Source organism: Acidovorax sp. LjRoot194 (assembly GCF_964253015.1).
In the GTDB taxonomy this organism is placed as follows: domain Bacteria; phylum Pseudomonadota; class Gammaproteobacteria; order Burkholderiales; family Burkholderiaceae_C; genus Acidovorax.
The window spans coordinates 2680540-2707176 of sequence record NZ_CAXUQB020000001.1 but is presented as its reverse complement, the minus strand read 5'-3'; the positions used below and the strand labels follow the sequence as shown (position 1 = coordinate 2707176).

The 26637-nt window shown below is 67.1% G+C and carries 28 protein-coding genes; 15 read left to right on the top strand and 13 right to left on the bottom strand.

Annotated elements, in window-relative coordinates; all coding sequences use genetic code 11:
* Positions 1–673: 673 nt before the first annotated feature.
* From ACSQ3N_RS12115 to ACSQ3N_RS12095, 5 genes are all read left to right on the top strand, one after another.
* A complete protein-coding gene (locus tag ACSQ3N_RS12115; RefSeq protein WP_082516945.1) occupies positions 674–2008 on the top strand; it encodes a DUF2254 domain-containing protein in 1335 nt (444 codons plus the stop codon).
* Between the two features lie 106 nt (positions 2009–2114).
* Complete coding sequence (locus tag ACSQ3N_RS12110) at positions 2115–2399, top strand: DUF6150 family protein (protein ID WP_436146372.1); 285 nt, start codon at positions 2115–2117, stop codon at positions 2397–2399.
* Between the two features lie 355 nt (positions 2400–2754).
* A complete protein-coding gene (locus ACSQ3N_RS12105) occupies positions 2755–3363 on the top strand; it encodes a chromate transporter (protein ID WP_056168768.1) in 609 nt (202 codons plus the stop codon).
* Positions 3360–3998, top strand: a complete 639-nt coding sequence (locus tag ACSQ3N_RS12100; RefSeq protein WP_436146371.1) for a chromate transporter — start codon at positions 3360–3362, stop codon at positions 3996–3998. Before ACSQ3N_RS12105 ends, ACSQ3N_RS12100 begins: the two co-directional genes overlap by 4 nt.
* Before the next feature lie 123 nt (positions 3999–4121).
* Positions 4122–5078, top strand: coding sequence for an aldo/keto reductase (locus ACSQ3N_RS12095; protein WP_436146370.1), 957 nt, complete (start codon positions 4122–4124; stop codon positions 5076–5078).
* Positions 5079–5209: 131 nt separating this feature from the next.
* On the opposite strand, the gene ACSQ3N_RS12090 is transcribed toward ACSQ3N_RS12095, so the two are convergent.
* The 4 genes from ACSQ3N_RS12090 to ACSQ3N_RS12075 form a co-directional block, all read right to left on the bottom strand.
* Entirely contained in the window at positions 5210–6376 is a 1167-nt protein-coding gene (locus ACSQ3N_RS12090; RefSeq protein ID WP_436146369.1) for an ABC transporter substrate-binding protein, read from the bottom strand.
* A 269-nt stretch (positions 6377–6645) separates the two neighbouring features.
* Positions 6646–7371, bottom strand: coding sequence for an SIR2 family NAD-dependent protein deacylase (locus ACSQ3N_RS12085; protein ID WP_436146368.1), 726 nt, complete (start codon positions 7369–7371; stop codon positions 6646–6648).
* A gap of 162 nt (positions 7372–7533) precedes the next feature.
* On the bottom strand, positions 7534–8280 hold the full coding sequence (gene rlmB, locus ACSQ3N_RS12080) for a 23S rRNA (guanosine(2251)-2'-O)-methyltransferase RlmB (protein ID WP_056168752.1): 747 nt from the start codon (positions 8278–8280) through the stop codon (positions 7534–7536).
* Between the two features lie 247 nt (positions 8281–8527).
* Positions 8528–9241, bottom strand: coding sequence for an ABC transporter ATP-binding protein (locus ACSQ3N_RS12075; RefSeq protein WP_436146367.1), 714 nt, complete (start codon positions 9239–9241; stop codon positions 8528–8530).
* Between the two features lie 73 nt (positions 9242–9314).
* Here ACSQ3N_RS12075 and ACSQ3N_RS12070 point away from each other — a divergent pair, with 73 nt between their 5' ends.
* Positions 9315–10043: an arylesterase gene (locus ACSQ3N_RS12070; RefSeq protein WP_436146366.1), complete on the top strand. Its 729-nt coding sequence runs from the start codon at positions 9315–9317 to the stop codon at positions 10041–10043.
* 2 nt (positions 10044–10045) lie between these two features.
* Here ACSQ3N_RS12070 and ACSQ3N_RS12065 read toward each other — a convergent pair whose 3' ends face one another.
* The 4 genes from ACSQ3N_RS12065 to ACSQ3N_RS12050 form a co-directional block, all read right to left on the bottom strand.
* Positions 10046–10234, bottom strand: a complete 189-nt coding sequence (locus tag ACSQ3N_RS12065; protein ID WP_056168746.1) for a hypothetical protein — start codon at positions 10232–10234, stop codon at positions 10046–10048.
* 247 nt (positions 10235–10481) lie between these two features.
* On the bottom strand, positions 10482–11378 hold the full coding sequence (locus tag ACSQ3N_RS12060; protein ID WP_436146365.1) for a DUF2189 domain-containing protein: 897 nt from the start codon (positions 11376–11378) through the stop codon (positions 10482–10484).
* 96 nt (positions 11379–11474) lie between these two features.
* A complete protein-coding gene (locus tag ACSQ3N_RS12055) occupies positions 11475–12710 on the bottom strand; it encodes a PLP-dependent transferase (protein ID WP_436146364.1) in 1236 nt (411 codons plus the stop codon).
* Positions 12711–12803: 93 nt separating this feature from the next.
* Entirely contained in the window at positions 12804–13295 is a 492-nt protein-coding gene (locus ACSQ3N_RS12050; protein WP_056168741.1) for a BON domain-containing protein, read from the bottom strand.
* Between the two features lie 145 nt (positions 13296–13440).
* Between ACSQ3N_RS12050 and ACSQ3N_RS12045 the strand changes: the two genes are divergently transcribed.
* The 4 genes from ACSQ3N_RS12045 to ACSQ3N_RS12030 all read left to right on the top strand — a co-directional run bounded on the left by ACSQ3N_RS12045 (position 13441) and on the right by ACSQ3N_RS12030 (position 17862).
* On the top strand, positions 13441–15126 hold the full coding sequence (locus ACSQ3N_RS12045; protein WP_436146363.1) for a SulP family inorganic anion transporter: 1686 nt from the start codon (positions 13441–13443) through the stop codon (positions 15124–15126).
* Positions 15127–15209: 83 nt separating this feature from the next.
* On the top strand, positions 15210–15980 hold the full coding sequence (locus ACSQ3N_RS12040; protein WP_056168736.1) for a GGDEF domain-containing protein: 771 nt from the start codon (positions 15210–15212) through the stop codon (positions 15978–15980).
* A 10-nt stretch (positions 15981–15990) separates the two neighbouring features.
* Positions 15991–16845 carry a MinD/ParA family protein gene (locus tag ACSQ3N_RS12035; protein ID WP_056168733.1) on the top strand — a complete coding sequence of 285 codons (855 nt, stop codon included), beginning with the start codon at positions 15991–15993 and terminating at the stop codon, positions 16843–16845.
* Positions 16846–17019: 174 nt separating this feature from the next.
* A complete protein-coding gene (locus ACSQ3N_RS12030; protein ID WP_082516943.1) occupies positions 17020–17862 on the top strand; it encodes a sulfurtransferase in 843 nt (280 codons plus the stop codon).
* Between the two features lie 177 nt (positions 17863–18039).
* Here the strand turns inward: ACSQ3N_RS12030 and ACSQ3N_RS12025 are convergent, their stop codons facing one another.
* From ACSQ3N_RS12025 to ACSQ3N_RS12005, 5 genes are all read right to left on the bottom strand, one after another.
* Positions 18040–18930, bottom strand: coding sequence for a pirin family protein (locus tag ACSQ3N_RS12025; protein ID WP_056168731.1), 891 nt, complete (start codon positions 18928–18930; stop codon positions 18040–18042).
* A gap of 61 nt (positions 18931–18991) precedes the next feature.
* Positions 18992–19399, bottom strand: a complete 408-nt coding sequence (locus ACSQ3N_RS12020; RefSeq protein WP_056168728.1) for an OsmC family protein — start codon at positions 19397–19399, stop codon at positions 18992–18994.
* An 85-nt stretch (positions 19400–19484) separates the two neighbouring features.
* Positions 19485–20039 (bottom strand): flavodoxin family protein, encoded by a 555-nt coding sequence (locus ACSQ3N_RS12015; RefSeq protein WP_056168725.1) that lies wholly within the window; start codon positions 20037–20039, stop codon positions 19485–19487.
* 180 nt (positions 20040–20219) lie between these two features.
* A complete protein-coding gene (locus tag ACSQ3N_RS12010; RefSeq protein WP_056168722.1) occupies positions 20220–20633 on the bottom strand; it encodes a DoxX family protein in 414 nt (137 codons plus the stop codon).
* Between the two features lie 79 nt (positions 20634–20712).
* Positions 20713–21414 (bottom strand): pirin family protein, encoded by a 702-nt coding sequence (locus ACSQ3N_RS12005; RefSeq protein WP_056168719.1) that lies wholly within the window; start codon positions 21412–21414, stop codon positions 20713–20715.
* Positions 21415–21519: 105 nt separating this feature from the next.
* Between ACSQ3N_RS12005 and ACSQ3N_RS12000 the strand changes: the two genes are divergently transcribed.
* From ACSQ3N_RS12000 to ACSQ3N_RS11980, 5 genes are all read left to right on the top strand, one after another.
* Complete coding sequence (locus ACSQ3N_RS12000) at positions 21520–22458, top strand: LysR family transcriptional regulator (RefSeq protein WP_056168716.1); 939 nt, start codon at positions 21520–21522, stop codon at positions 22456–22458.
* Between the two features lie 111 nt (positions 22459–22569).
* A complete protein-coding gene (locus tag ACSQ3N_RS11995) occupies positions 22570–23712 on the top strand; it encodes an NAD(P)/FAD-dependent oxidoreductase (RefSeq protein ID WP_156372083.1) in 1143 nt (380 codons plus the stop codon).
* Positions 23709–24722: a tRNA glutamyl-Q(34) synthetase GluQRS gene (gene gluQRS, locus ACSQ3N_RS11990; RefSeq protein WP_082516942.1), complete on the top strand. Its 1014-nt coding sequence runs from the start codon at positions 23709–23711 to the stop codon at positions 24720–24722. The genes ACSQ3N_RS11995 and gluQRS overlap by 4 nt, the downstream gene beginning before the upstream one ends.
* Positions 24719–25477, top strand: a complete 759-nt coding sequence (gene trmB, locus ACSQ3N_RS11985; protein ID WP_235507388.1) for a tRNA (guanosine(46)-N7)-methyltransferase TrmB — start codon at positions 24719–24721, stop codon at positions 25475–25477. The genes gluQRS and trmB overlap by 4 nt, the downstream gene beginning before the upstream one ends.
* A 34-nt stretch (positions 25478–25511) precedes the next feature.
* Positions 25512–26561 (top strand): GGDEF domain-containing protein, encoded by a 1050-nt coding sequence (locus ACSQ3N_RS11980; protein WP_056168709.1) that lies wholly within the window; start codon positions 25512–25514, stop codon positions 26559–26561.
* Positions 26562–26637: the final 76 nt, after the last annotated feature.

Here is a 26637-nt window from a genome sequence, read left to right as displayed (position 1 = left end):
AGAATTTTGCATTGCACAGAGCTGAAATGGTGCGCCGCCCTCGTGACCATATGGCGCGAAACTGTAGGACCACTGCCCGAAACAGATCCACCTCCGATTAGCCCGTTGATGAAGATCACGGGACGTTGTGGCACGCCCACGCCCGTGAGCAGGACGTCGATGCGATGGCGTGTCCGCATGGCCAGCACACCAGCTGCGGCGCTGGCACTGCACGGTTTGGCTACCGGCTCGCACTTCGGGAATGGCAGCATTCAACGCCACATCATTTGCCTTGACTGACAGGGTCATGGCTTCAGCGGGAAATCCCAATGGCAAATTGCGGTGTTGATAAGTCTGACGGTCATCCGTGGCTTTTTTCAGGTGTCAATTTGGCCAAGTGGAAACTGAAGCTATGTACATCGTCGACGTGTCCGGTTTTTTTATCTGAAGCATGCAGCCGACTTCAGATCCGGATGTGGCACGCGTCGCCGAAACGGCACGCGACCCATAGATATGCCCAGGTGTCGCGCCGATTTTCGCGAGCCTACTGGTCGAGCGGTTCCAAGATCCACTGGGATTGAATCGTGGCCATCCCGTCGTATGGGGGCAAAACACAAGAGGCCCTTGAGGCAGTGGTCATCTGGCGGTGCCGTCCTTCAGACCCGCCAGCCCCAGCGCTCGGATACTGATGCGCATGTCTGAAAAACTTCGCTATCAATTGCTGCGGCTGACCCGCAAGACCTGGAGCCGCTGCGCGCTCTTCTCGCTGTTCGCGTTGATGGCGGTGGCGTCGTCCGCTCTGATCGGGCCCTACATACCAGAGAGCGTGGCGATCAAGCTGGGGTCGGATTCCATCGGCAGCCTGCTGGGCATCCTGGCCTCCAGCATGCTCACGGTGGCCATCTTCTCGGCCAGCACCATGGTGGGCTCTTTCGGTGCCGTGTCGAACAGCGCCACACCCCGCGCGTCGCAGTTGCTGATCGAAGACTCCACGGTGCAGAACACGCTGGCGGCTTTTGTCGGGACGTTTTTGTACAGCGTGATCGCCCTGGTCGGGCTGCATGCGCACCTGTACGGCGACGGAGGGCGGCTGGTGCTCTTTGGCTTCACGCTGGTCATTTTGGTGCTGGTCGTGGTGGTGCTGCTGCGCTGGATCGACTATCTGTCCGTGCTGGGCCGCCTTGGCGAGACCATCCGGCGGGTCGAGGCTGCCACCATGGCCGCCATGGCACAGCGCCTGCAAAAACCTTTTCTGGGCGGCAAGCGGCAGCCACCTGGCGCCCAAGGACGCCACGCGGTGCGGGCGCCCGCCACAGGCTTCGTGCAGCACATTTCGATGGACATCCTGCAGGCCCGGGCCGAGGCGCTGGGCACGACGCTGCATCTGCACGTCTTGCCCGGTGCATTCGTCGAGCCTTCGGTGGTGCTGGCCAGTTGCGATGCCGACTTGGCGGTCAATGACCAGCAGGCCATTGCCGATGCCGTATTGATCGGCGCGGGGCGCAGCTTCGACCATGACCCACGCTTCGGGATGGTGGTGATGGGCGAGATCGCGGCGCGCGCGATGTCTGCCTCTGTCAACGACCCGGGGACAGCCCTCGACGTGATCGCTGCGGCGGTGCGCACCCTCATCTTCTGGGTGGACACCGGGCGCCAGACCGCTGCGCAACACGACGCCGCGGTGGAGTTCGACCGGGTCACCGCCCCGGGGTTGCGCGAGGCGGGCTTGCTGGAGGACGTGTGGACGCCCCTGGTGCGCTACGGCGCGCCCGCGGTCGAGGTGGGCATTGCACTTCAGCGGGCGCTGGCGTCATTGCGGCGGCTGGACCACCCCGGGTTCAATGCAGAGGTCGAAGAACTGTCGCGCTATGCGCTGGAGAAGGCGAGCCACTCCAACCTGATCGATCGGGAGATGGCGATGCTGCGCCGGGAATCTGCAGCGTGCGGGAGCAGCAACAGCAACGGCAGCCACGCGGAGGGGACCGGGTACAACCACCAACACGCCGCTGCGAATGCATCTTCACAATGAACAGTGCTCAGGCACCTGACACCGGACGCAAGTGACATGAAGGGGCGTGGCAAGACGCATGCCCTGCCGATTTCCGCCAAACCCATCACAAGGAACAAGGACGCCCATGGCCAAGATCCTCGAAGTGAAATACGAGCACCAGGCCGACGCCTGTGTGTGCGAGGTGGCCCAGCAAAGCATGGCCGACCTATGCTGGCATGAGGTGGCCTACCCCACGCAGGCCAGCGGCGACGCCATCTGGTTCTTCGTGCCCTATGCCAACCAAGCCAGCTTCAAGGTGTTTCGCGTCAAGCATGCGAGCCAGGCTGACATCAAGCTCTTCAAGGTCGACACGCCCGAAGCCGCCGGGTGGCGCAACAAGGACCATCTCTTGCGCGGCAAGCTGGGGTAGGGCAGTCGCCCGCAGAGTGCCGGGGTGGCGCTCACCGAGTGACACGGTCACTGTGCATACCGCAGCCACGCGCAGCGCCGGCCTTCAGACCCACTTCTCACCACCCATTGCCTTGACCGGGCCTGCCCTGCCGCCCGTCTGCCCACGACGCAGTGTGCGCGGACGCAAATGGCACACCCAGCCTTGCCGCAACGCGACGCCTGCGCCGAGCGCCCCGCCCTCACCCCACCTGCAGCGCGCGTAACATGGCGCGTGGGCGCGCCGCTGCCGGCCGCTCCGCCGCAATACTCCTGATTTGATAGCTACCACCGCTTGCCAGACAAGCGGTAGCAGCCATTTTTACTCCTATTTCGACATGGCCCCCGCCACCGATCCCACCGATCTGCCCTCCCCCACCCCCGGCATACCGCCGCGGCCCCAGCCCCGCAACCCGTCCGATCTGTTCTGGTCCTTCACCTGGCTGGCCCTGCAAGGCTTTGGCGGCGTGCTGGCAGTGGTGCAGCGCGAGCTGGTGGAGAAAAAGCGCTGGATGACCAACGAGGAGTTCGTCGAAGACTGGGCCGTGGCTCAGATCATGCCCGGGCCCAACGTGGTCAACCTCAGCATCATGATCGGCGACCGGTACTTCGGCCTGCGCGGTGCGTTCGCGGCGCTGGCAGGCATGCTGACCTTTCCGCTGATGCTGGTGCTGGCACTGGCCGTGATCTACGCGGAGTTCTCCAGCCACCCGGCCGTGGCCGGTGCGCTGCGCGGCATGGGGGCCGTGGCGGCAGGCCTGATTGCCGGGGTGGGCATCAAGCTTTTCGTGTCCATCAAGAAGCACCCGCTGGGCCGGCCGCTGTGCGTGGCCTTCGTGGTGTTGACCGTGATCACCATGGCGGTGCTGCGCTGGCCGCTGCTGTGGATCCTGCCGGTGGTGGGCGGCGCGGCCTGCCTGCTGACGTGGAGGAAGCTTGCGCCATGACCACTGCCACCGCTGCTGCCACCACCCTTGCCACCGCTGTGACCGGCCCGCTGATCGCGCTCAGCCCTGCGGACTGGTTCAACCTCTTCCTGTACTACATGTCGCTGTCGCTGCTGGCGGTGGGCGGCGCCATTGCCACCGCGCCCGACATGCACCGCTTTCTGGTCGAGCGCAATGCCTGGCTCACCGACCCGCAATTCAACGCGTCCATCGCCATCGCCCAGGCCGCGCCCGGCCCCAACGTGCTGTTCATCGCGCTGCTGGGCTGGAACGTGGGCATCAACGCCGGCGGCCCCGGCGTGGGCGGCTGGTTGCTGGGCGCCCTGGGCATGGCGGTGTGCATGCTGGGCGTGATGCTGCCCAGCAGCCTGCTGACCTGGATGGCCACGCGCTGGGGCCACCGCAACCGCGAACGCCGCGGCGTGCGCGCCTTCAAGCAGGGCATGGCCCCGGTGGTGATCGGTCTGCTGCTGGCCACCTCCTGGGTGCTGGCACGCGCCCATGGCGGGCCGGCCACGGCCTGGCCGCTGTGGCTGCTGAGCGTGATCACCGTGGTGCTGGTGTGGCGCACCAAGCTGCATTTGCTGTGGATGCTGGGCGCCGGGGCGGTGCTGGGCGCGATGGGCTGGGTGTGAGCGACAGCCCATCTGTGCTCCGCACGCACCACGCCCCATCGAGCCAGCGCTGTCAGACCACGCCTGAACTCCAGTGCATCCGTTGAACCCGAGCTTCCATCACCCTGCATTGAAAGGCTACCGATGAACCTCCGTCCCCTGGGCCGCTCCGGCCTGCAAGTCTCGCCCCTGTGCTTTGGCGGCAACGTGTTCGGCTGGACGGCCGACCAAGCCACCTCGTTCTCGCTGCTCGATGCCTGGGTCGACGCAGGCTTCAACTTCATCGACACGGCGGATGTGTATTCGCGCTGGGCGCCGGGGCACGCGGGCGGCGAGTCCGAAACCGTCATCGGCCAATGGCTGCGCGCCAGCGGCAAGCGCGACCGCATCGTGCTGGCCACCAAAGTCGGCAAGGACATGGGCGACGGCAAGGTGGGCCTGCGGCCCGAGTACATCCGCCAGGCGGTAGAGGCATCGCTGCGGCGCCTGCAAACCGACCGTATCGACCTGTACCAATCGCACGACGACGATGCCACCGTGCCGCTGGCCGACACGCTGGGCGCGTATGCCGACCTGATTCGCGCGGGCAAGGTGCGGGCCATCGGCGCGTCCAACTACAGCGCCGCTCGGCTGGCGGAGGCCCTGCAGACCAGCGAGCGCCTGCACCTGCCCCGCTACGAAAGCCTGCAGCCGCTGTTCAACCTGTACGACCGCGCGGTGTTCGAAGACGCGCTGCAGCCGCTGTGCGTGGAGCATGGCGTGGGCGTGATCAACTTCTACGCCCTGGCTGCAGGCTTCTTGACGGGCAAGTACCGCACGGCGGCAGACGCCGCGAAGAGCGCCCGGGGCACGAACACGACCGCCAAGTACCTCAACGACCGGGGCCTGCGCATTCTGGCGGTGCTGGATGCGGTGGCACAGCGCTACGGCGCCACACCCGGGCAGGTGGCGGTGGCCTGGCAAATGCGCCAGCCTGCCATCGTCGCGCCGATTGCCAGCGCTACGTCCCTGGGCCAGTTGCAGGAGCTGGTGAAGGCCGCGCAGCTGGTGCTGGACGACGCCACGTTGGCAGAGCTCAACGCGGCCAGCGCGCAGAGCTGATCGCTGCTGGTCACTGCTGGTCACTGCAGGTCACCCCTGAAAGGCGATGCTCCAGCGGGCGCCGCCCGCCATGGACAGCTCGTTGCTGAAAACTATTGATCAGTGATCAGCGACGAGTGACCAGGGGCCGGTCAACTGATGCGCCGGCCGTTCTCGGCGTACACCGCCAGGTAGATCGCGTCCGAGCCGATGTACGGTGCCTTGTTGCCAAAGCCCACGTTGAAGTCGCCGAACGACAGCGCCCGGATGCCGGCCAGGCCCGCGCGCAGGCGGTCGCGCGTGAGGTCCTTGCCCGCGTTCTTCAAGCCCTCGATCATGATCTGGCCGTTGAACCAGCCTTCGAGCGCGCTGCCGCTGTTCAGGAACGCCGCATTGGCGCCCACGGCTTTCATGGTCGTCTGGAACTTGCGCACCGCCACCGATTTTTGCGAGTTGGCATCCGGAAACACCTGCACCAGCGCCAGGCCGCGCGTGGAGGCAGCGAGCTTGGGCATCTCGGACGCGATCACCGTGACCGACAGGCCCGCCAGCGGCACCCCCTGGGCCTTGGCGCGAAACGCCTGCACAAACGCCGTGTTGGCGGTGCCCGTGGTGGCCAGCAGCACGGCGCCCGGGCGCTCGGCGGCGACCTTGTCGGCCAGCTCGGCACCGTTCTTGCCATCCACCGCCAGCGCAAATTCTCCACCGCGCTCGACCTTGATCTCATCCAGCGCGGCGGACATGTCCTTGAGCACTTCCTTGCCGAAAGGGTTGTCCAGGTACACCACGGCAATGCGCTTGAGGCCCATGTCCACGATCTGCTTGACCAGGCGCTGCGTTTCTTCGCGGTAGGTGGGGCGCAGGAAGAACACGTGGCGGTTGCCAGCGGCGCGCAGCGAGGTGGCTCCGGTCACCGGCCCCACGGTCGGGATGCCCTTGGACTCAACCAGCGGCAGGATGGACGCGGTATTGGCCGTACCCAGCGGCGAGATCAGCGCGAACACCGATTGGGCGTCCACCATGTCCGTCACGTTCTTCAGGGTGCGGGCGGCCACATAGGCATCGTCCTTCACCTCCATGCGAATCTCGCGGCCGTGCACGCCGCCAGCGGCGTTCACCTCGGCAAACGCGGCCTTCATGCCCGCCAGCTGCTCGATGCCGGCCTGGCCCAGCGGGCCAGTCAGCGCGATGGAGCAGCCCAGCGTCACCGACTTGGCCGTGAGCGCCTCTTCAGCCGCTATCGCGGTGTGGGCCCATGCGGGAAGCCCGGTGGCAGCAGCGACCTGGGTGGCGCGCAGAAGAAAGTGACGACGGCTCATGGTGTGGAACGCCCCAAAGGTAACGGAAACAAAATGTGAAAGGTGGCGCAGGCTACAGGCTGTGCCAGCCCGGCCGGTGTCCGCTGTGCGACACGACGCCGCATTCCTGCAACGAAACCGCTAGGGGCAGCTCTCTACCGCGGCTAGAGGCGATCAGCAGCCGGCCGGCCAGGCAGCCGAAAAGTGCGAAGGAGAACGTGGCCGTTGCGCGCTGTGCAGCGGTTCACGGCCTGTGGCCTGGAAGACAGACTGAGCGACCGTGGCGTGGGTCACACCGCCAGCAACTGCGGCAGCAAGCTGCCCGCCGCGCCGCGCAGTACGGCATGCGCAGCATCATCGAGCTCGCTCGGCGCCGGGTTGAGCACCACCACCCGCGCCCCGGCAGACCGTGCCTGGCGCGCCAGCCCCGCAGCCGGGTACACGGCGCCTGCCGTGCCGATGACCAGCATCAACGCGCACTGATGGACGGCAAGTTGTGCAGCGGCGAACGTGTCATGGGGCAAGGCCTCGCCGAACCACACCACGCCGGGCCGCACCAGGTTGCCACAGCGGTCGCAGTACGGTGGCTCTCCCTTGACCGCATCGGCGATGTGGCAGCACGCGCGCGGGGTGTCGAGCCATCGGTTCTCCAGGATGTCGCCGTGCAGGCACAGCACGCCGCTGCTGCCCGCCCGCTGGTGCAATCCGTCGACGTTCTGGGTGATCAGGGTGAGCCGGCCCGGATGGTGCTGCTCGAAGTCGGCCAGTGCCCCGTGCGCCGCATTGGGCTGCACGCTGGCCAACAGGTCGCGGCGGTACTGGTACCACTTCCACACGCGCTCCGGGTGGTTGCGAAAGCCCTCTTCCGTGGCCATCTCTTCGGCGCGAAACTGCGCCCAATAGCCGGTTTGCGCATCGCGGAAGGTGGGCACTCCGGACTCCGCACTCACGCCCGCCCCGGTCAGCACCGCAATGCGCTGCGACTGCTGCACCCAGGATCTGGCGATGTCGAGCATGTCAGCGGCCCAAAGCGCGACGCGCCACTGGCAGGACGCTGGCGATGTGGATGAACCGCTGCTCCTTCGGCACTTCAGTCACGTGAGTCACCGAACCACCGCATGCGTGCCCCTGCCCCGCCACAGGCGAGGCGGACGACGCACCGCGGCTCGGTGGGCGCGTCATGTGCGCTGGCGCAGCGCCTCGTACAGGCACACACCGCTGGCGACCGAGACGTTCAGGCTCTCGACCGCGCCCTTCATGGGGATGCTGACCAGCTCGTCGCAGTTTTTGCGCGTGAGCTGGCGCATGCCGTCGCCTTCGGCACCCAGCACCAGGGCCACAGGGCCCTTCAGGTCCACCTGGTAGATGGTCTTGGGCGCATCGTCGCTGGTGCCGATGCACCAGATGTTGCGCTCCTTGAGCTCGTTCAGCGTGCGCGACAGGTTGGTCACCATGAAGTACGGCATGGTCTCGGCCGCGCCGCTGGCCACCTTGGCCACGGTGGCGTTGATGCCCACCGCGTGGTCCTTGGGGGCGATCACCGCGTGCGCGCCGGCGCCGTCGGCCACGCGCAGGCAGGCGCCCAGGTTGTGCGGGTCGGTCACGCCGTCGAGCACCAGCAGCAAGGGCTGTTCGATGCCTGCGGCTTCGAGGTTCTCGAGCAGCTCATCGAGCGAGGTGATCTGGGCCACGGGCTCGACCCGCGCGGCCACGCCCTGGTGGCCGTGGCTGCCGGCCAGCTTGGCGATGCGCTCGCTGTCGGCTTCGATCAGGCGGGCACCGGCCTCGCGGGCACGGTCAAGAAACTGGCGCATGCGGGCATCGCGCCGCGTGACTTCGTAGTAAATCTCGATGACGGATTTCGGCGCGGTCTTCAAACGCACGCCCACGGCGTGAAAGCCGAAGAGAACTTTGGGGCTGGACATCGGGCGATTATCCGCTGGCAGCAGGGGTGCCTGTCACGATGCTATCAATTAAATAGCTGCTCGCGCTTGCTGGAAGCGCGGGAGGGTCCGAAAAAGACCTCAATCGGGTGCGTACGGGCCCTGTGGGTGCGTGCAATGCACGCGGTGTGCGGCCCTGCCGCGCGCTCGGTGCGGTGCATGGCGAGGCCATTCGCCATGGTGCGCTGCGTTGCGTTGCGTTGCGTTGCGTTGCGTTGCGTTGCGGGTCCTACACCACGCGGCCCGCTTCGATGGTGATGCGCCGCTCGCACTGCGCGGCGATGGCGCGGTCGTGCGTGACCAGCACCAGCGTCGTGCCCTGCTCGCGGTTCAGGTCGAACATCAGCTGCATGATGGTTTCGCCGGTCGCAAAGTCCAGGCTGCCCGTGGGCTCGTCGGCCAGCAGCACGGCGGGGTGTACCACAAAGGCCCGTGCCAGCGCCACACGCTGCTGTTCGCCACCGGACAGCACCTTGGGGTAGTGGCCCAGGCGTTGGCCCAGGCCCACGCGCTGCAGCATGTCGGCGGCGGCCTTGCGCGCATCGCGGCGGTTGGCCAGTTCCAGCGGCAGCATCACGTTTTCGAGCGCCGTGAGGTTGCCCATGAGCTGAAAGCTCTGGAACACAAAGCCGACCTTCTGCGCGCGCAGCGCGGCGCGGGCGTCCTCGTCCATCGCGAAGAGGTCATGCCCGTCGAGCCGCACCGTGCCGCGGGTGGGCGTGTCCAGGCCCGCAATGATCGACAGCAGCGTGCTCTTGCCCGAACCCGATGCCCCCACGATGGCCGCCGTTTCCCTGGGCGCCAGGCGGAAATCGATATCCCGCAGAATGTCGAGCGTGCCGGTGGAATCCGTCACCGACTTGAACACATGCTCCACGGCAATAATCGGCGTCGTCGACGCGGCCGCAGCGGGCACTACCGGTGATGAGAGGGATTCGGACATGAAAGGCTCTTTACTTTGATCGGATTGACGCAAACAAAAATGGCCCAGCGGCCACACGCCAGGGAGACGCATCGTGCCTGACTTCACCACCGCGCATCAGCCCAGCCTGGTTCAAGATCAGCACCGGCGCCACTTTATCCGCAGCGCGGGTACCAGCCTGCTGGTGGGGATTTGCGCGCCCACAGCGCTGGCCCAGTCCCCGGCCAAGGCCCCCGCTGCCCCTGCCACGGCCAAACCCCGCACCCAGCCACTGATCCTGGTGCTGGGCGATTCGCTGAGCGCCGAGTACGGACTGGCCCGTGGTACGGGCTGGGTGGCATTGCTGGAAAAACAGCTGGCGCAGGACAAGCTGGCGGCCACCGTGGTCAACGCCAGCGTGAGCGGCGAGACCACCTCGGGTGGGCGTTCGCGCCTGACGGCACTCCTGGCGCAGCACCAGCCCACGCACGTGGTGATCGAGCTGGGCGGCAACGACGCGCTGCGCGGTTTGCCGCTCAAGAACACTGAAGAGAATCTGACCGTGATGACGGAAGCAGCCCAGAAGGCCGGTGCCAAGGTCTTGCTGGTGGGCATGCAGGTGCCGCCCAACTACGGCACCGACTACGCCAACAAGTTCGCAGGCCTGTTCACCACCGTGGCGCAGGCCCGCAAGGCGGCCGTGGTGCCTTTCTTTCTGAAAGGCGTGGCGGATGGGGCCGACCCGACCCGCCTGTTCCAGCCCGACCGCATCCACCCGCGCGCCGAAGCGCACCCGCAGATGCTGGCCAACGTGTGGCCTGAGCTGAAGAAACTGCTGCGCTGAGGTCAGGCGCCGGTACCGCCGGGCTGGGCGGGCGCTTGCGCTTCACCACCGGGCTGGCCGCCCTCGCTGGAGTCATCCTCTGGCGGGTCTCCCGGCCTGCGCTGGGACTTGGCCCTCAGCTTCTCTTCCTTTTTCTGTTTTTTGGCGAGTTCGCGCTGGCGCTTTTCGTATCCGTAGTTGGGTGTTGCCAAGGTAGTTGCTTCCTGAAGTAATGGCCCACTGTAACAGCATGACCTGGGCTGGGATTCATGCCACCAAGAAGCCGTCCAATGTCCTGCGGGCTCGCGCAGGCGCCCCGCCGGAACCGGATGCCAGACGCAGCGGTCAGCCGGCAGATCGTGCCGACCGGGATGGCGCAAACGACGCAAAAACCATGCAGTTCAAGCGCGCGGCTGCGCTGCTGAGCGTGAGTGCCTGTGGAAGGCCGAGCACGCCCCATCATGGCAACGGCACACCCACGCGCTCTGGCACTGCGCCCGCGGCAGAGTCTGCAGGCCGTGCCGGCGCCACCGACGCGCGGTAGGCGTACCAGCTTGCGTGGCCAAGCAACGGCGCTGTCAGCAGCAGGGGCACCCCCCAGAGCCACAGCGACACCGCAACGATGGCCGTGATGAGCAGCCCCCACAGCAGCATAACCCCCGTGTTCTCCAGCACCACACGCAGGCTGGTGATGCAGGCAGTGAGGGCGTCGGTGTCGCGGTCCAGAATCATCGGGATGGAGACGACGGAGGTAGAAAACACCAGCGCGGCGAACACGCCGCCCACCACCGTATAGACCGCCACGAAGCCCCAGTTCTGCGGGTTGAACACGGCGTCAAGCACGCCCGTGGTCGATGGCATGCCGGTATTGAAAAACACCGCAAACACCACGAGCGAGGCGCGGCCCCACAACAGCTCCAGCACTACGAGCACCAGCACGAGCATGCCCATGCTCCCCATGTGGCTGTCCCAGCATGTCAGCGATTCGCCCAGCTGCGGCCGCTGGCCCGACTCGCGGCGGCGACTGGTGTCATACAAGCCCATCGCCAGAAAGGGGCCGAGCAGCAAGCAGCCGCTGGCCAGGGACATGGTGTACTCAGGCCGGGTGCGGAACACCCAGCCCAGCAGCACCGCCATGCCCCAGAAGCACAGGCCGTAGAACGCCGCGATGCCCGGCGCGGCCCGCACGTCCTGCCAGCCGCTCAGCAGCCAGCGAAAGGGGTCACCCCCGTGCAGGCGCTGCAGCGCCACAGGCTGGGTCGTCTCCCGCAGTACGCGTTCCGCAATCGCCTCGGCACCTTGGGCTTGCGATGGCGGGGGCGCGGCTGGCACTGGCGCAGGGGAGGTTGCGGTCATGCCGCCACACTAAGCCCGCCAGCGCCGGGGCGCCACTGAGGAAACTACCACCCTGCCCCAACTCCACCGCGCCGAGGGAGGGCACCACTGCGTGAACTACGTGAACAAGGTAAACGCGCGGTTCATGGCCTGTTGCAGGTCCCGCTGCAGGTCTTGCGCTGACTCGAGTCCTATCGAGAAGCGCACCAGCGTGCCCTGCCGCAGGTGCTGCGTGCTCTGGCTGCGCATGCTGGGCAGCTCGTAGGGCACCACCAGGCTCATCGGCCCGCCCCAGCTGTAGCCGAGCTTGAACCAGCGCAGGCCGTCGCAGAAAGCATCCACCTGCGCCTGAGTGTGGCGCGCGTCGAACAGCACGCTGAACAGCCCGGCAGCAGCCCCCTGGCCGCCGTTGGCACTGCCGCACAGGGCCTTCCAGTGCGCGTGGCCGGGCGATCCTTCGAGCGCCGGGTGCAAAACCTGGGCTACCGCGGGCTGCTGCTGCATCCAGCGCGCCAGCTGGCGGGTCGCCTCGTCGTGGGCGCGATAGCGCAGGCCGATGCTGGGCAGCGCGCGCAGCACGGCCTCGGCGTCGTTACCAGCTACCCCGAGGCCCAGGCGCATGTGGGTGAGCTTGAGCTTCATGTGCAGCCCCGCATCGCGGGTGATCACGCTGCCCATGAGCACGTCGCCGCCGCCGCTGGGGTACTTGGTCAAGGCGTGGGCCGAGATGTCCACGCCCAGGGTGCCGTCGCCCAGAAGATCGAACGGCGCAAACGCCAGGCCCGCGCCCCAGGTGTTGTCCAGCGCCGTGGTCACGCCGCGCGCGCGGCAGATGCGCACCTGCTCGCACAGGTCCGGAAACTCCAGCGTCACCGAGCCCGCGGCCTCCAGCCACACCAGCTTGGTGGCGGGCGTGATGCGCGCGGCCAAGTCGGCCGGGTCGAGCGCGTCGTAGAAGGCATGGGTGATGCCGAAGCGGCGCAGTTCGCCATTGGCGAGGTCTTTGTTGGGGCCGTAAGCGTTGTCAGGGATCAGGACCTCGTCGCCGGGCTTGAGCAGCGCCAGGGCGACATTGGCGATGGCCGCCAGGCCGCTCGGGACCAGCAGGCACTGCAGGCCGCCCTCAAGCGTGCACAAGCGCTCTTCCAGGATGAAGGTCGTAGGGGTGCCGTGCAGGCCATAGGTGTAGCCGCTCTTGTCCTTCCATTCCCGCGACCGCATCGCAGCCACGTTGGGGAAGATAACGGTGGAAGCCTTGAAGACCCCCGGCTGGGGCGAGACGAAGTCGCCGGGAGGAAGATAGTCATGGTGGACGATGCGGGTCGCCAACTGATCGGAATGTGCGTCTTTCATCCGGCCATGGTAGCGCGCCGCGCGGGGCCTCAAACCCCGCGCGGCGCGCAGTCTTCGCCGAGCGCCTCAGGCGCTCGCTCAGGGTCAACCAGCTTAGCTGGCGCTGACCACCAGCTGGTTGTTCACGGCGGTCACGCCGTCCACAGCCTTGGCGATGGTTTCAGCGCGGTCGCGGGCCACGGTCGTGGGTGCGGGGCCGTTCAGGGTGACCTTGCCGTTCACGGTGTCGACATTGATCTTCAATGCGCTCAGGTCGGGGTCACGGGCCAGGTCAGCGTTGACCTTGGCGGTGATGGTGGCGTCATCGATGGCGCCCTTGGCATTGGTGGCTGCGTCCTTGGCAGAGGCTTCTGCGTTGGCAGCGCTTTGCTCGACCTTGTTTTCGGTGTTCTTCATCGCGGCTTCAGCCTTGATGCGTGCGTCCGTGGCGGCCTGTTCGGTCTTTTCGACGGCGGAATCCAGGCGCTGGCCCACGGTGGGCTCTTCATTCTTGCCGCAGGCCGACAGGCCCAGGGCCAGGGCGCTCACGGCCAGGATGCTGGCGATACGGTGGGCGGGACGGAGGGTAATCGCGGATGTGTTCATGGTCAGACTCCTTGGGTTGAGGTATGGATCGAACTGTAGGCACGCCCCCGCGCGCACCGGGTCGGACGGTACCGAAGCCTGTGTAGGACGCTCGCGCCTGCGTCCGCAGGCCAAGACTGCCGCCGCCAGGCACGACAATCGGGGCATGTCGCCCACTTCCCTGGCCCGCTGGCTTCCGTTTCTCTCCTGGCCCCGCCCTGACCGCCATCTGATCAAGGGGGAGTTCTGGGCCGGCATGACGGTGGGGCTGATGCTGGTGCCGCAGGGAGTCGCCTACGCGGCGCTGGCCGGCATGCCCCTGATCACCGGCATTTACGCGTCGCTCATCCCTGCGCTGGTCGCGGTGTTATTCAGTTCGTCCACGCGGCTGGGCGTGGGGCCTACGGCGCTGACCAGTTTGCTCATCGGTGCGTCGCTGACCGGCTTGGCCGAACCAGGCAGCGCCCAGTGGGTGGCCATGGCCGCCTGGATGGCGCTGCTGTCCGGCCTGCTGCAACTGATCATGGGTCTCGCACGCTTCGGCTGGCTGCTCAACCTCGTTACCTCGCCGGTGCTCAGCGGGTTCACGCAGGCCGCCGCGTTGCTGATCCTGGGCTCGCAACTCGCGTCGCTCACGGGCCTGCGGGCAGACTGGGGCGCGCTGTTTGCCACGCCGTCGCCGGGGCTGTTCGACCTCACGGCGGCGGCCTTCGGGCTGGGTAGCCTGGCACTGCTGATACTGGCGCGGCGCTGGCGGCCCAACTTTCCGGCCGCCATCGTCATCGTGGGTGCCGCGGGGGCGCTGAGCTGGGCGCTGGGCTACGCCGATGCGGGCGGCGCGGTGGTAGGGGCGCTGCCATCCGGCCTGCCCGCGCCGTACTGGCCGGGCATGCTGCCGTGGTCGGGGTTCAGCGCGCTGGTGATGCCGGTGCTGGTGGTCACGCTGGTGAGCTTTCTGGAGACCGCCTCCAGCGCCAAGGTCGAAAGCCAGCGTTCGGGCGAGCGCTGGAACGAGAACCAAGACCTCATCGGCCAGGGCCTGGCCAAGATCAGCAGCGGGCTGTGCGGCAGCTTTGCCACCAGCGCCTCGTTCTCGCGCTCGGCCATCAACCTGTATGCCGGCGCCAAGAGCGGCTGGGCCACGCTGTTCGCCATTGCGCTGGTGCTGGTGGTGCTGCTGTGGCTCACGCCGGCGCTGTACCACGTGCCCCAGTCGGTGCTGGCCGCGGTGGTGGTAACGGCCGTCACCAGCCTCATCAAGCCCGGCACTTTGCTGCGACTTTGGCGCGTATCGCGGGTGGAGGCGGTGATCGGTGGCGTGACCTTCGCCCTCACCCTGGCCACGGCGCCCCGCATGTACTGGGGCGTGCTGGTGGGGCTGCTGATGAACCTGAGCCACTTTCTGTACCAGCGGCTGCACCCGCGCATCATCGAGGTGGGCCTGCATCCGGACGGCAGCCTGCGCGACCGCCACCTGTGGCACCTGCCGCCGCTCGCGCCGCAGTTGCTGGCCCTGCGCATGGACGCGGAACTGGATTTTGCTTCTGCCAGCGCGCTGGAGCGGTGGGTGACCGAGCACATGGCCGCCCACCCGGACGTCGCCCACCTGTGCCTGCTGGCCCAGCCCATCAACCGCGTCGATGTGACCGGTGTGGAAACTTTTGCGCAACTGCTGGCGCTGATGCGCGCCCGCGGAGGCACGCTGCACCTGAGCGGGCTCAAACTCCCCGCCGAGAAAGTGCTGCGCCAGGCAGGCCTGCTGGAGCCTGGCTCGGGCTTGGCGATGTACCGCACCGACACCGAAGCGCTGATGGCCTTGCAGCAGTTGTACCGGCCGGCCGGCGGTGCCTGATTCGGGTTTAAACCTATGCCGGCGGCTGGCCCTCTTCTTGCTGGGGCGCTGGTACACTCCGCAAACTCTTTTTGCTCCGATTTGTGTCTGATCCTGCAGCCTCCCATCTTGTAGATCTGCGCGACCTCCGCCTGGATACTGCACACGCGCTGGTAGCACAGGCTGGCGGCAGCGAAGCGGCCTTGCGCCAGGACGTTCCGTCAAGCTATCTGCAAAGCCTCATCGACGGGCTGTGCGAACTCTCCCTGAAAGACCCGCTCACCGGGCTGGCGAATCGCCGGCACTTTCGGGCGGTGCTCGAACGCGAGATCGACCGTGTGACCCGATCCGGCGAAGCCGCGCTGCTGCTCATGCTGGACATCGACCACTTCAAGAAGGTGAACGACACCCACGGCCACCTGGCTGGCGACATCGTGCTGCAGTCGGTGGCCCGCACCCTGGACGCCTGCGTGCGCCCCATGGACACCCTGGCCCGCTACGGCGGCGAAGAATTTGCCGTGGTGCTGCCCGCCTGCCAGGCCGGCTTCGGCAGCGTGGTGGCCGAGCGCATTCGCCGCGCGGTGGCCAACACGCCCATCCGGGTGTCGGGCTCGGTCGAGCTCAACATCACCGTGAGCATCGGCGGCGCGTTTGCGATGCAGTGGATCAGATCCACCACGCTGCTGTGGACCGACCGCGCCGACCAGCAGCTCTACGAAGCCAAGGCCGGGGGCCGCAACCGCATTAGCATCGAGGAGCAACCTGACAGCACCGTCAGTGCCGAAGAGAAAAGCCTGTTGTTCGGCCCGCTCTACACTCCCTCGGGCTGGGGCGACCTGCCCCCACTGGACCCACCAACAGGCAGCGCCTACTGAAAGTTAGAAGATGAGCGACGCGCTGTCCCCCCAACCCCCTTCGCCGGCAGCCCCTGCCGGCCACGCCACGCCCCAGGCCCAGACGCCCGGCGGCGCCCGCATCATCGCCATCACCAGCGGCAAGGGTGGCGTCGGCAAGACCTTCGTATCGGCCAACCTGGCAGCCGCCCTGACCCGCCGCGGCCACCGTGTGCTGGTGCTTGACGCCGACCTCGGGCTGGCCAACCTCGACGTGGTGCTGAACCTGCACCCCAAGATCACCCTGCACGACGTCTTCACAGGCAAAGCCACGCTCGACCAGGCCGTCATCCAGGCGCCCGGCGGCTTCAATGTGCTGCTGGCAGGCTCCGGCATGGTGGAGTATTCGCGCCTCACACCGGAGGTGCGCGGCCAGTTCCTGAGCGTCATCCAGGCGCTGACCCCGCAGTACGACGTGGTGCTGCTGGACACCGGTGCCGGCATTTCCGACGTGGTGCTGTTCTCCATTTCGCTCGCCTCCGAGGTGCTGGTCGTGGCCACGCCCGAGCCCACCTCGCTGACCGACGCCTACGCCGCCATCAAGGTGCTGGCCATGCAGCAAAAGCGCCAGCACGTGCGCATGGTCATCAACCAGGCGGCGCGCGCCGGCGATGGCCGCGCCATTGCCAGCCAGTTGCAGCAGGTGCTGGACCGCTTCGTGACCACCGAGTCCGGCCGCCCGATGCGCCTGATCCACATGGGCGACATTCCGGCCGACCCGTCCGTGCGCGACGCCGTGATGCGCCGCCAGTTGCTGCTGCTGCAAACCCCCGGCTGCCCGGCCGCTTTGGCGATTGCCCAGCTGGCCAACAAGATCGAAGGCGCGCTGCTGACGCCCGTGACCTGACAGCGCCGCGCCGCCCGCACGCGCTCAGCCGCGGTCGCGAGGCGCTGTGGTTATGCGCACTCCCTGCCGTTTGATGGGCGGCGCCCGCCCAGCGATCGCAGCGACCGTACAGTCACACGCCGCACAGCTTATACAGCCCGGCGCATTCAGCGCAGCCGCAATGCCCTATTTGCCGTGAACTCCACCGACACCATCCTCAACATCTCCTGCTACAAGTTCGTGCCCCTGCCCGATGCGGCAGCGTTGCGCGACCTGCTGCACGCCCGCGCCACGGAAGGCGGGCTCAAAGGCACCATCCTGCTCGCAGAAGAAGGCATCAACTTCTTCCTGGCCGGGCGTGCCGATGCGGTGCGCGGCTTTGTCGATGCGCTGCGTACCGACGCGCGCTTTGCTGACGTAGACCCGAAGGAAAGCTGGTCTGCCATCGTGCCGTTTCGCAAGATGCTGGTCAAGGTCAAGCGCGAGATCATCCGCATGGATCACCCCACCATCCAGCCCGCCGCGGGCCGCGCGCCTTCGGTGGACCCCGCCACGCTGCGCCGCTGGCTGGACCAGGGGCACGATGACGCGGGCCGCGAAGTGGTGACCCTGGACACGCGCAACGCCTTCGAGGTGGACCAGGGCACCTTCGACAACGCCATCGACTGGCGCATTGACAAGTTCACCGAGTTCCCCCCGGCCCTGCGTGCGCACAAGGAGGAACTGCGGGACAAGACCGTGGTGAGCTTTTGCACCGGCGGCATCCGCTGCGAAAAGGCCGCCATCCTGATGCACGAGGAAGGCCTGCCGCATGTCTACCAGCTGGAAGGCGGCATCCTCAAGTACTTCGAACTGACCGATGGGGCGCACTACCACGGCGGCTGCTTCGTGTTCGATGAGCGGGCGGTGCTGACCAGTGACCTGTCGGCCGATGCGACCACCCATGTGCGCGACATCGCCAGCAAGGCTGCAGGCACCGGTGCCAGTGACGCTGCCGCAGTGTCCACGGCACTGCCACCAGCCACCGGCGCAGCGTGAAGCGCCAACGCCGCAGCGCACGCAGTGGGCAGCGCAACAATATGCGCAAATACTGTTGCTATTGAAAAATGAGCATTCAGCGCCCTACCAGCGCGCGGCAGGGGCTTTTTTGATCTGATTCACGCCGACGAATGCCGGGTGCCTGTAGGCCCCGGCACCCGCCCGCGCCGCGCCCTGTCAGGCCTTGAAGCGCCGCTCCGGCAGCGGAATCCACTCCACCTCGCCCGGTACCTGGCCCATGGTCTGGGCTTCCCAGTCGGCCGCCGCCTGCACGATGCGCTCCTTGCGGCTGGAGACGAAGTTCCACCACATGTGGCGCGGGGCCTCCAGCGCGTCGCCGCCAATCACCATGAGGCGTGCTGCAGACTCGCCGGGCACCGACAGGTGCATGGCCTGGCCAGCATCCATCACCGCCAGTAGCTGCGGCCCCACGGCCTCGCCGTTGAGCTGCACCGGGCTGTCCACGGTGTACACCGCCATCTCCTGCGCCAGCGCGGGTATCTCCAGCGTGGCACCGGCCGGGAGCTGCACATCCAGGTACACCGTGGGCGCAAGGGTCGCTACCGGTGATGTCTGACCGAACGCGCTGCCGATCAGCACGCGCACCGTGGCATCGCCCACCCGCACTTCCGGGATGTCTGCCGACGGCGTGTGCACGAACGACGGCTCGGCTTCTTCATGCGCCACGGGCAGCGCGGTCCACAGCTGGATGCCGTGGTTCACATAGGTCTTGTCCACCAGGCTTTCGGGGCGGCGTTCGGAGTGCACGATGCCGCGGCCAGCGGTCATCCAGTTGATGGCCCCGGGCTCGATCTGCTGCACATAGCCCAGGCTGTCGCGGTGCATGATGGCGCCCGAGAACAGGTACGTGACCGTTGCCAGCCCGATGTGCGGGTGCGGGCGCACATCGTGGCTGTCGCCCGGCACCACGGTCACGGGGCCGAAGTGGTCGAAGAACAAAAACGGCCCGACCGCCTGGCGCTGCACGGCCGGCAGCAAGCGGCGCACGGTGAAGCCGCCGCCCAGGTCCTTGGCCTGGCCCTTCAGTTGCAGGATGGCATCGCTCATGGGTGAATCTCCGTGCGGCACGCGGCGGTGCGGGTGGGTGTCCGGTGGCTGGGCACGGCGCTCATGCCATGCGCTCCACCGTGGTGTCGATCTCGGTGGTGACCGTGGTCATGAGCTTGTGCACCGGGCACTTGTGCGCCACGGTTTCCAGCTCGGCGATCTGCGCGTCGGTCAGGTCGCCGCTGATCTGCAGGCGTGCCGTGAGGCGGTAGGTGCCGGCGCGCTCGGCAGAAGCGTCGCGCTCGATCACGGTCTTCACATCCTCCACCGGCAGGCCCTTGCGCCGGGCGTACCACAGCACGGTGAGCGCCTTGCAGGCGCCCAGTGCCGCGTCGTAGAGGTCGTGCGGGCTGGGGCCGCCGTCGGCCCCTCCCTCGTCCACGCTGCCATCTGCCACGAATTCATGGCTGCGGATGTGAACGGCCTGGGCCATGGGCGCGCCGGGGATGCGCTGCAGATCGATTGCCATAGGTTCCTTGTGGGCCTTTGTAGTTGTCAGGTCGCTGGCACTGTAGCGCCATCCTGCGCAGGCTCAGTGCCGTCGCGGTGCTGGTTCAGCGCGCCCAGCGCTGCGCTGCGGCGGCCACGCGCTGGCCGAACTGGCGGCCGGTTTCCAGGTCGCCGGGGAACATCTCGGCCGCCGATGCATCGGAGGGCGACTGCGACATCGCGCCGCTGAAGGAGCCCATCCAGTTCACATCGTTGCGCGTGGCAGCCTTGGAGTTGGCCGGCATCATGCCGTTGCCCACCCACAGGCCACCGTGCTGCATGGCCAGGTGGTACAGGTAGTCCAGCGTGATCTGCTTGTCGCCATTGATGCTGCCGCTGTTGGTGAAGCCGGCAAACAGCTTGTCCTTCCAGGCCTGGCCGAACCACGCCTTGGACGATGCGTCGGCAAACTTCTTGAACTGCCAGCTCGGGCCTGCCATGTAGGTGGGCGTGCCGAAGATGATCGCGCTGGCAGCGGCCAGCGTCTCCCAGCCGCCTTCGGCCAGGTTGCCGTCGGCATCGATGGCGATGAGATCGGCGCCTGCGCCGTCCGCCACGGCCTGGGCCAGGCGTTGCGTGTGGCCGTAGCCCGAGTGGTAAACAACTGCGATCTGTGCCATGGAAAAACTCCTCAAAGGGTCTGCGAAAGAAGGGACGCCGGTCAGGCAGGCCAACGAAAGGGCCGAGCGAAGCGAAACGGCGCATGCTGCACGCGCGTTGGCTCACCCAATTCGGCAACCCCGTCGCCGCAGCCGCAGGGGCTGCGCGCGGCAAAGGGGTCGCATCACATCACACCAATATCAACGGACACCGCGGCGTGCGTCCAGGCTCCAGCCCCCAGCGCCGAAGGCCACCAGCGCCAGCAGGCCACCGCTCACCGCCACGTTCTTGAAGAACATGAGCTGCTGCATCATTTGCTTATCGGCTGGCAGGCTCCAGTACGCATGGAAGAAGAAGCTGGCCACCAGGGTGAACACCGCCAGCGCCAGGGCCGCAAAGCGCGTGCCAAAGCCGAAGATCAGCGCCAGGCTGCCCAGCACCTCGACCGCGGCGGCCACAGCGGCCGCCACCGTGGGCATGGGCAGGCCCACCGACGTGATGTAGCCGACCGTGCCGGCAAAGCCGGTGATCTTGCCGATGCCTGCAGGCAGGAACAATGCAGCGAGCAGAAAGCGGGACGCCAGGGCGAAAGGGTTTTGCAGATTTGGGAGCATGGTGGATTCCTCAGGTTGACGGTGTGAATGAAAAGAAAAAATCGGTGCGAAAGAACGGAGCGAGAGAGAGGTTAAAAATTCAGGCGGCCAGGTCAAACACCAGCACCTCGGCGTCGTGGCCATGGGTCAACGACAAGGCGGTTTCGTTTTCCATCAGCGCGGCATCGCCGCCCGACAGGGGCTGTCCGTTGACCTCGAGTACACCGCGGATCAGGTGCACATAGGTCTTGCGTGCGGGGTTCAGCGCCAGTGTGACGGCCTCTTGCGCGTCGAGCAAGCCCGCGTACACCGCCGCATCGGCATGGATGCGCACGGAGTCCTGCGCGCCATCGGGCGATGCCACCAGGCGCAGCGCACCGCGCTTGTCGGCGTCGGCAAAGCTCTTTTGCTCGTAGCCCGGTGCGATGCCGCGCACGTTGGGCTCGATCCAGATCTGCAAAAAGTGCGTGCTGCGGCCGTCGGCATGGTTGAACTCGCTGTGCATCACGCCCGAGCCCGCGCTCATGCGCTGCACGTCGCCCGGCGGGATCGCCTTCACGTTGCCCATGCTGTCCCGGTGGGCCAGTTCGCCCGACAGCACGTAGCTGATGATTTCCATGTCGCGGTGGCCATGCTCGCCAAAGCCTTTGCCGGCAGCGATGCGGTCTTCGTTGATCACGCGCAGGTTGCCAAAGCCCATGTGCTCGGGGTCGTAGTAGCCCGCGAACGAAAAGCTGTGGAACGACTGGAGCCAGCCGTGGTCGGCGTAGCCGCGGTCCTGGGATTTGCGAACAGTCAGCATGGTGTGTGCTCCTTTCAAGTCCCCACTGTAGAACTGCGGGTGGCCACGCAGGCGCTGCTGGATTGATGGCAATGTTCAAAAAAATTGAATTACCATGGCGTGACCATGCAAAACGCACGCGATGTCCTCACCCCCGATGCGCTCGCCATGCTGCAGGTGATTGCCGAGGCCGGCAGCTTTGCCGCCGCGGCGCGGCAACTGGGCCTGGTGCCCAGCGCTCTGACCTACCGCGTGCGGCAGATCGAGGATGCGCTGGACGTGCTGCTGTTCGACCGCAGCGCGCGCCAGGCCAAGCCCACAGAGGCCGGCGTGGAACTGCTGCGCGAAGGCGGTCGGCTGCTGCAGGACATCGACGCCGTCGCCCACCGCGTACGCCGCGTGGCCACGGGCTGGGAACCCCAACTCACCATCTCGGTCGACGGCATCATCTCGCCCCACACCATGCTGGAGCTGGTGGACGCGTTCTACGCCATGGCGCCGCCCACACGCCTGAAGCTGCGCGACGGCATCATGACCGGCACGCTGGAGGCGCTGACATCGGGCCGCGCGGACCTGGCCATCGGCGTGTCTGTACCTGGCGCCAGCATCGCCGGCCTGCAGCAGGCACCGCTGGGCGACGTGCTTTTCATCTACGTGGTGGCGCCGCACCACCCGCTGGCCACGGTGCCCGAGCCGATCACCGACGCTACCTTGCTGCAGCACCGCGCCGTGGCCGTGGCGGACTCGGCCACGCGCGGCGGCGCCACCATGGGGCTGCTGGGCGGGCAGGACGTGCTCACCGTGGACACCATGCAGGCCAAAGTGCGCGTGCAGCTGCGCGGCCTGGGCGGGGGGTTTCTGCCCGAGCCCATGGTGCGCCCCTACCTGGAGGCCGGCCGCCTGGTCGCTCGCCAGGTGGCGCGCCCCGAGCGCAACGTGCGCGTGCACTATGCCTGGGGCGGCCCCGGCTTTACCGCACCGGGCCGCGCGCTGCAGTGGTGGCTGGCCCAGCTGCAAAGCGCCGCCACCCGCCGCGCACTGCTGGAAAACCACCATCACTTCTGACCCGATCAAGCCGCCAGGCAGGCAGCGCCGCGTGTAGAGTGGTTCCTGTTGGTTTTGTCCTGTTGGTTTTGCATTGCATTTCACCTGTCGACCGTCACCGAAAGGCCTTCCATGAGCAAACCTGATCCCCTCCCCGCCAAACGGCTCCGACGCACCAGCGCCCCCGCTTCCACCCCGCAGGCAGCGCCTGCAGCCCCCACTACCGCGTCTGGCAAGCCCCAGCGCCACTTCGCCATCATCGGCGCCGGCATGGCCGGTATTGCCTGCGCACGCACCCTGGTGCAGGCCGGCCACCGCGTGACGGTGTTCGAGAAATCCTCCCGCGCCGGTGGCCGCACCGCCACCATCGACAGCCCCTTTGGCAACTTTGACGCGGGCGCGCAGTACTTCACCGTGCGCGACCCGCGCTTTGCACGCGCCATCGACACCGTGCCCGGCGTATGCAAGCGCTGGAGCGCCAACTCCGTGCAGGTGCTCGACGCCGCAGGCCGCGTGGCCGCCGTAGGGCTGCCGCACCGCGAGGCGCACTGGGTGGCCAGCCCCGGCATGCAGTCGCTGGTGGCCACCTGGGCCGAGCCGCTGCGCCTGGCGGGCCAGCTGATCACCGACACCCGCGTTTCGCGCATCGAGCGCGACGCCGTCAACGCTTCCGGCTGGCAGTTGCGCACCGAAGGCGCCGGTGGTACGCAGCACGTCTATGCCGGTTTCGACGCCGTGCTGCTGGCCCAGCCGGCCGTGCCCGCGCAGGCCCTGCTGGCCAGCTCCGCCATCGACACGCCCCTGTCCGACCCGTTGTCCACCGTCGCCATCGCCCCCTGCTGGACGCTGATGCTGGCCTACCCGCAGGCCGTGCGCCCCGGCCTCACGACGCTCGGCCCGCAGTGGAACGCCGCACGCAGCACCCACCACCGCATCGCCTGGCTGGCCCGCGAATCCTCCAAGCCCGGCCGAAACGTGGTGGAGCGCTGGACCGTGCAGGCCAGCCCCGCCTGGTCGGCCGAACACCTGGAAGACGACGAAGCCCGCGTGCAGGCCAAGCTCCTCAAGGCCTTCTCCGAAGTGACCGGCATCCGCGCGCAGCCTGCGCATGCGGACACGCGCCGCTGGCGCTATGCCCAGACCACCCACCCCCTGGGCAAGACCCATCTGTGGGACGCCGGCATGGGCCTGGGTGCCTGCGGCGACTGGTGCCTGGGGCACCGTGTGGAAGACGCCTTCGTGTCGGGCCTGGAGCTGGCACTCGCCGTGGCATGACGGCTGGCCCGCCCCCGGGGGGCCTGCAACTCGGCGGCCATGTCGGCCGCAGTATCGACGGCTACATCGGCCGCTTTGCGCCGTCGCCCACCGGCCCGCTGCATGCGGGCTCGCTGGTAGCGGCGCTGGCCAGCTGGCTGGACGCGCGGGCGCACGGCGGCCAGTGGCTGGTGCGCATCGAGGATGTGGACACCCCCCGCTGCATCCCCGGCGCCGACACCTTCATCCTGCAGCAATTGGCGGCCTGTGGCCTCGTGCCGGACGCACCGCCCGTGTGGCAGTCCGCGCGGAGCGATCTCTACCAAAAGGCATTGGACCAGCTGATCGCGCAAGGCGACGCCTACCCCTGCGCCTGTTCCCGCAAAGACATCGAGGACGCCCAGGCAGCCCTGGGCCATGCGCGTGAGCGGCATGCGGCGCTGCCCTACCCCGGCACCTGCCGCCATGGCCTGGGGGGCCGCACGGCGCGCTCATGGCGGTTCAATGTGCACGATTTCAAGCAAAAAAGGCCTCTACCGCCTGATGGGCAAGCGCAAGCAGCTATTAATTCAATAGCAACCAGCGCACTGCACTGGCAAGACCGCCGCCTGGGCCCCCAGCAGCAGAACGTGGCCGATACCGTGGGCGACTTCGTGCTGCGCCGGGCCGACGGCCTGTGGGCCTACCAGCTGGCCGTGGTGGTCGATGACGCTGCGCAAGGCATCACCGACGTGGTGCGGGGCGAAGACCTGGCCGACAACACCCCGCGCCAGATCCTGCTGCAGCAGGCCCTGGGCGTACCCACGCCCCGCTACCTGCATACGGCCCTGGTGTGTGGCGAGAACGGCGAAAAGCTGTCCAAGCAAAATGGCGCCCAAGCCCTCGACCTGAGCAGCCCGGCGCAGGCCTCGGTACAAGCGGCCAGCGTGCTGGGACTGCCCGGTGTGTTGGATGCAAACACTGGTTGCATTTCAGACGCGTTACAAGCATGGGTTTCAGCGTGGCGACGAAACTACAATGGCGCACCGTGATTGAACAGAACACCGCCTTAGCCCCCGCCGACGCAGCCCCTGCCGTCGCCCCCGCCACCACCAGTGGCATTCCCGCCGGTGTGACCCACCCAAAGACCATCAAGAGCTTTGTGCGCCGCGCCGGTCGCACGACCACCGGCCAGGCCAAGGCCTTTGAAGATCTCGGCCCGCGCTTCGTGCTGCCCTACACCGCAGCCCCCATCGACGCCACCGCCACCTTCGGCCGCAGCGCGCCCCTGGTGCTGGAGATCGGCTTTGGCATGGGCGAGGCCACGGCCCACATCGCCCGGGTGCGGCCCGACGACAACTTCCTGTGCTGCGAAGTGCACGAGCCTGGCGTGGGCGCGTTGCTCAAGCGCATCCGCGAGCAGGAGCTCACCAACATCCGCATCCTGCAGCACGACGCGGTCGAAGTCATCGACCACATGCTGCCCGAGGGCAGCCTTGACGGCGTGCACATCTTCTTTCCGGACCCCTGGCACAAGACCAAGCACAACAAGCGGCGCCTGATCCAGTCGCCGCTGGTGGCCAAGCTGGCTGCGCGCCTCAAGCCCGGCGGCTATCTGCACTGCGCCACAGACTGGCAGCCCTATGCCGAACAGATACTGCAGGTGCTGAGCGCCGAGCCGCTGCTGCAGAACACTGCAGAAGCCTTTGCCCCACAGCCCGACTACCGACCCCTCACCAAGTTCGAAAACCGCGGATTGCGGCTCGGGCACGGTGTGTGGGATGTTGTGTTCATAAGACGCCATTGACAACGTGTCCTCGCTGGCCCAACGTACATCCCCGATGAAGCCCATTCTCCAGAATCTGGTTGAGATGACCGGCCACCGCGATCACTTGCGGTTGGAAGTGTCGGTGTTGTCCACGTTGCAAAAGCTCAGCAGCATCGTCGAGGTGAGGGCCCTGGAGCTTTTCACCCACGCCGGCGTGCCGCACGTGAGGCCGCGCACCTGGGTCGACAACGGCAACCTGGTGTCCACCGACTCCGAAGCCGCCGCCGACCCGCGCCGCGAAGCCCTGGACCAATACCCCGCCCTGCGCGAATGCGTGGCCAACCACGGCGACAGCGCGCTGGCATCGCCCCGCAGGGGCCGGTACGTGCTGTGGCTGCCGGTGTGGATGCAGGACAAGGTCAGCACGTGCCTTGAGATCACGCAGTCCCGCCCGTTCTCGGCCCACAAGCTCGACGTGCTCAAGGGCGTGTTCCAGGTCTACCAGAACTACCAGAGCCTGCTGGACTATAGCGAGCGCGACGCGCTGACCGGCCTGTTCAACCGCAAGACCTTCGACGAACAGTTCTCGCGCCATGCCACCGCGCTGGCCAGCGCCAATGCAGCGGCCATCAGCGAATCCTTTGCGCCCGAAGAAGGCCCCCTGCCCAGCGAGCCCGTGCAGCAATGGCTGGCCGTGGTGGACATCGACCACTTCAAGCAGGTCAACGACCGCTTCGGCCACCTGTACGGCGACGAGGTGCTGATCCTGATCGCCAACATCCTGCGCACCTCGTTCCGCAGCCACGACCGCATCTTCCGCTTCGGTGGCGAGGAGTTCGTGGTGCTGCTGCGCTCCACCACGCTCAGCACGGCGCACCGCGTGTTCAACCGCTTTCGCATGGCGGTGCAGGAGTACAACTTCCCGCAGGTAGGCACCGTGACGGTGAGCCTGGGGTTCGTGAGCACTTCGCAGGGCTCGCCGGTCGAAATTCTGGGCCAGGCCGACCAGGCGCTTTACTACGCCAAGGAACACGGCCGCAACCAGGTGTGCTTCTACGACGACCTGGTGTCCAGCGGCCAGCTGGCGGCCAAGGTCGCCAACGACGACGTCGAGCTGTTCTGACCGCTGGGCTGCTTGAAGGGGTGCAAGCCCGCAACCGAGCTGCACCACCCGTAGCGCCCGGCTCGGGTTGCCACAC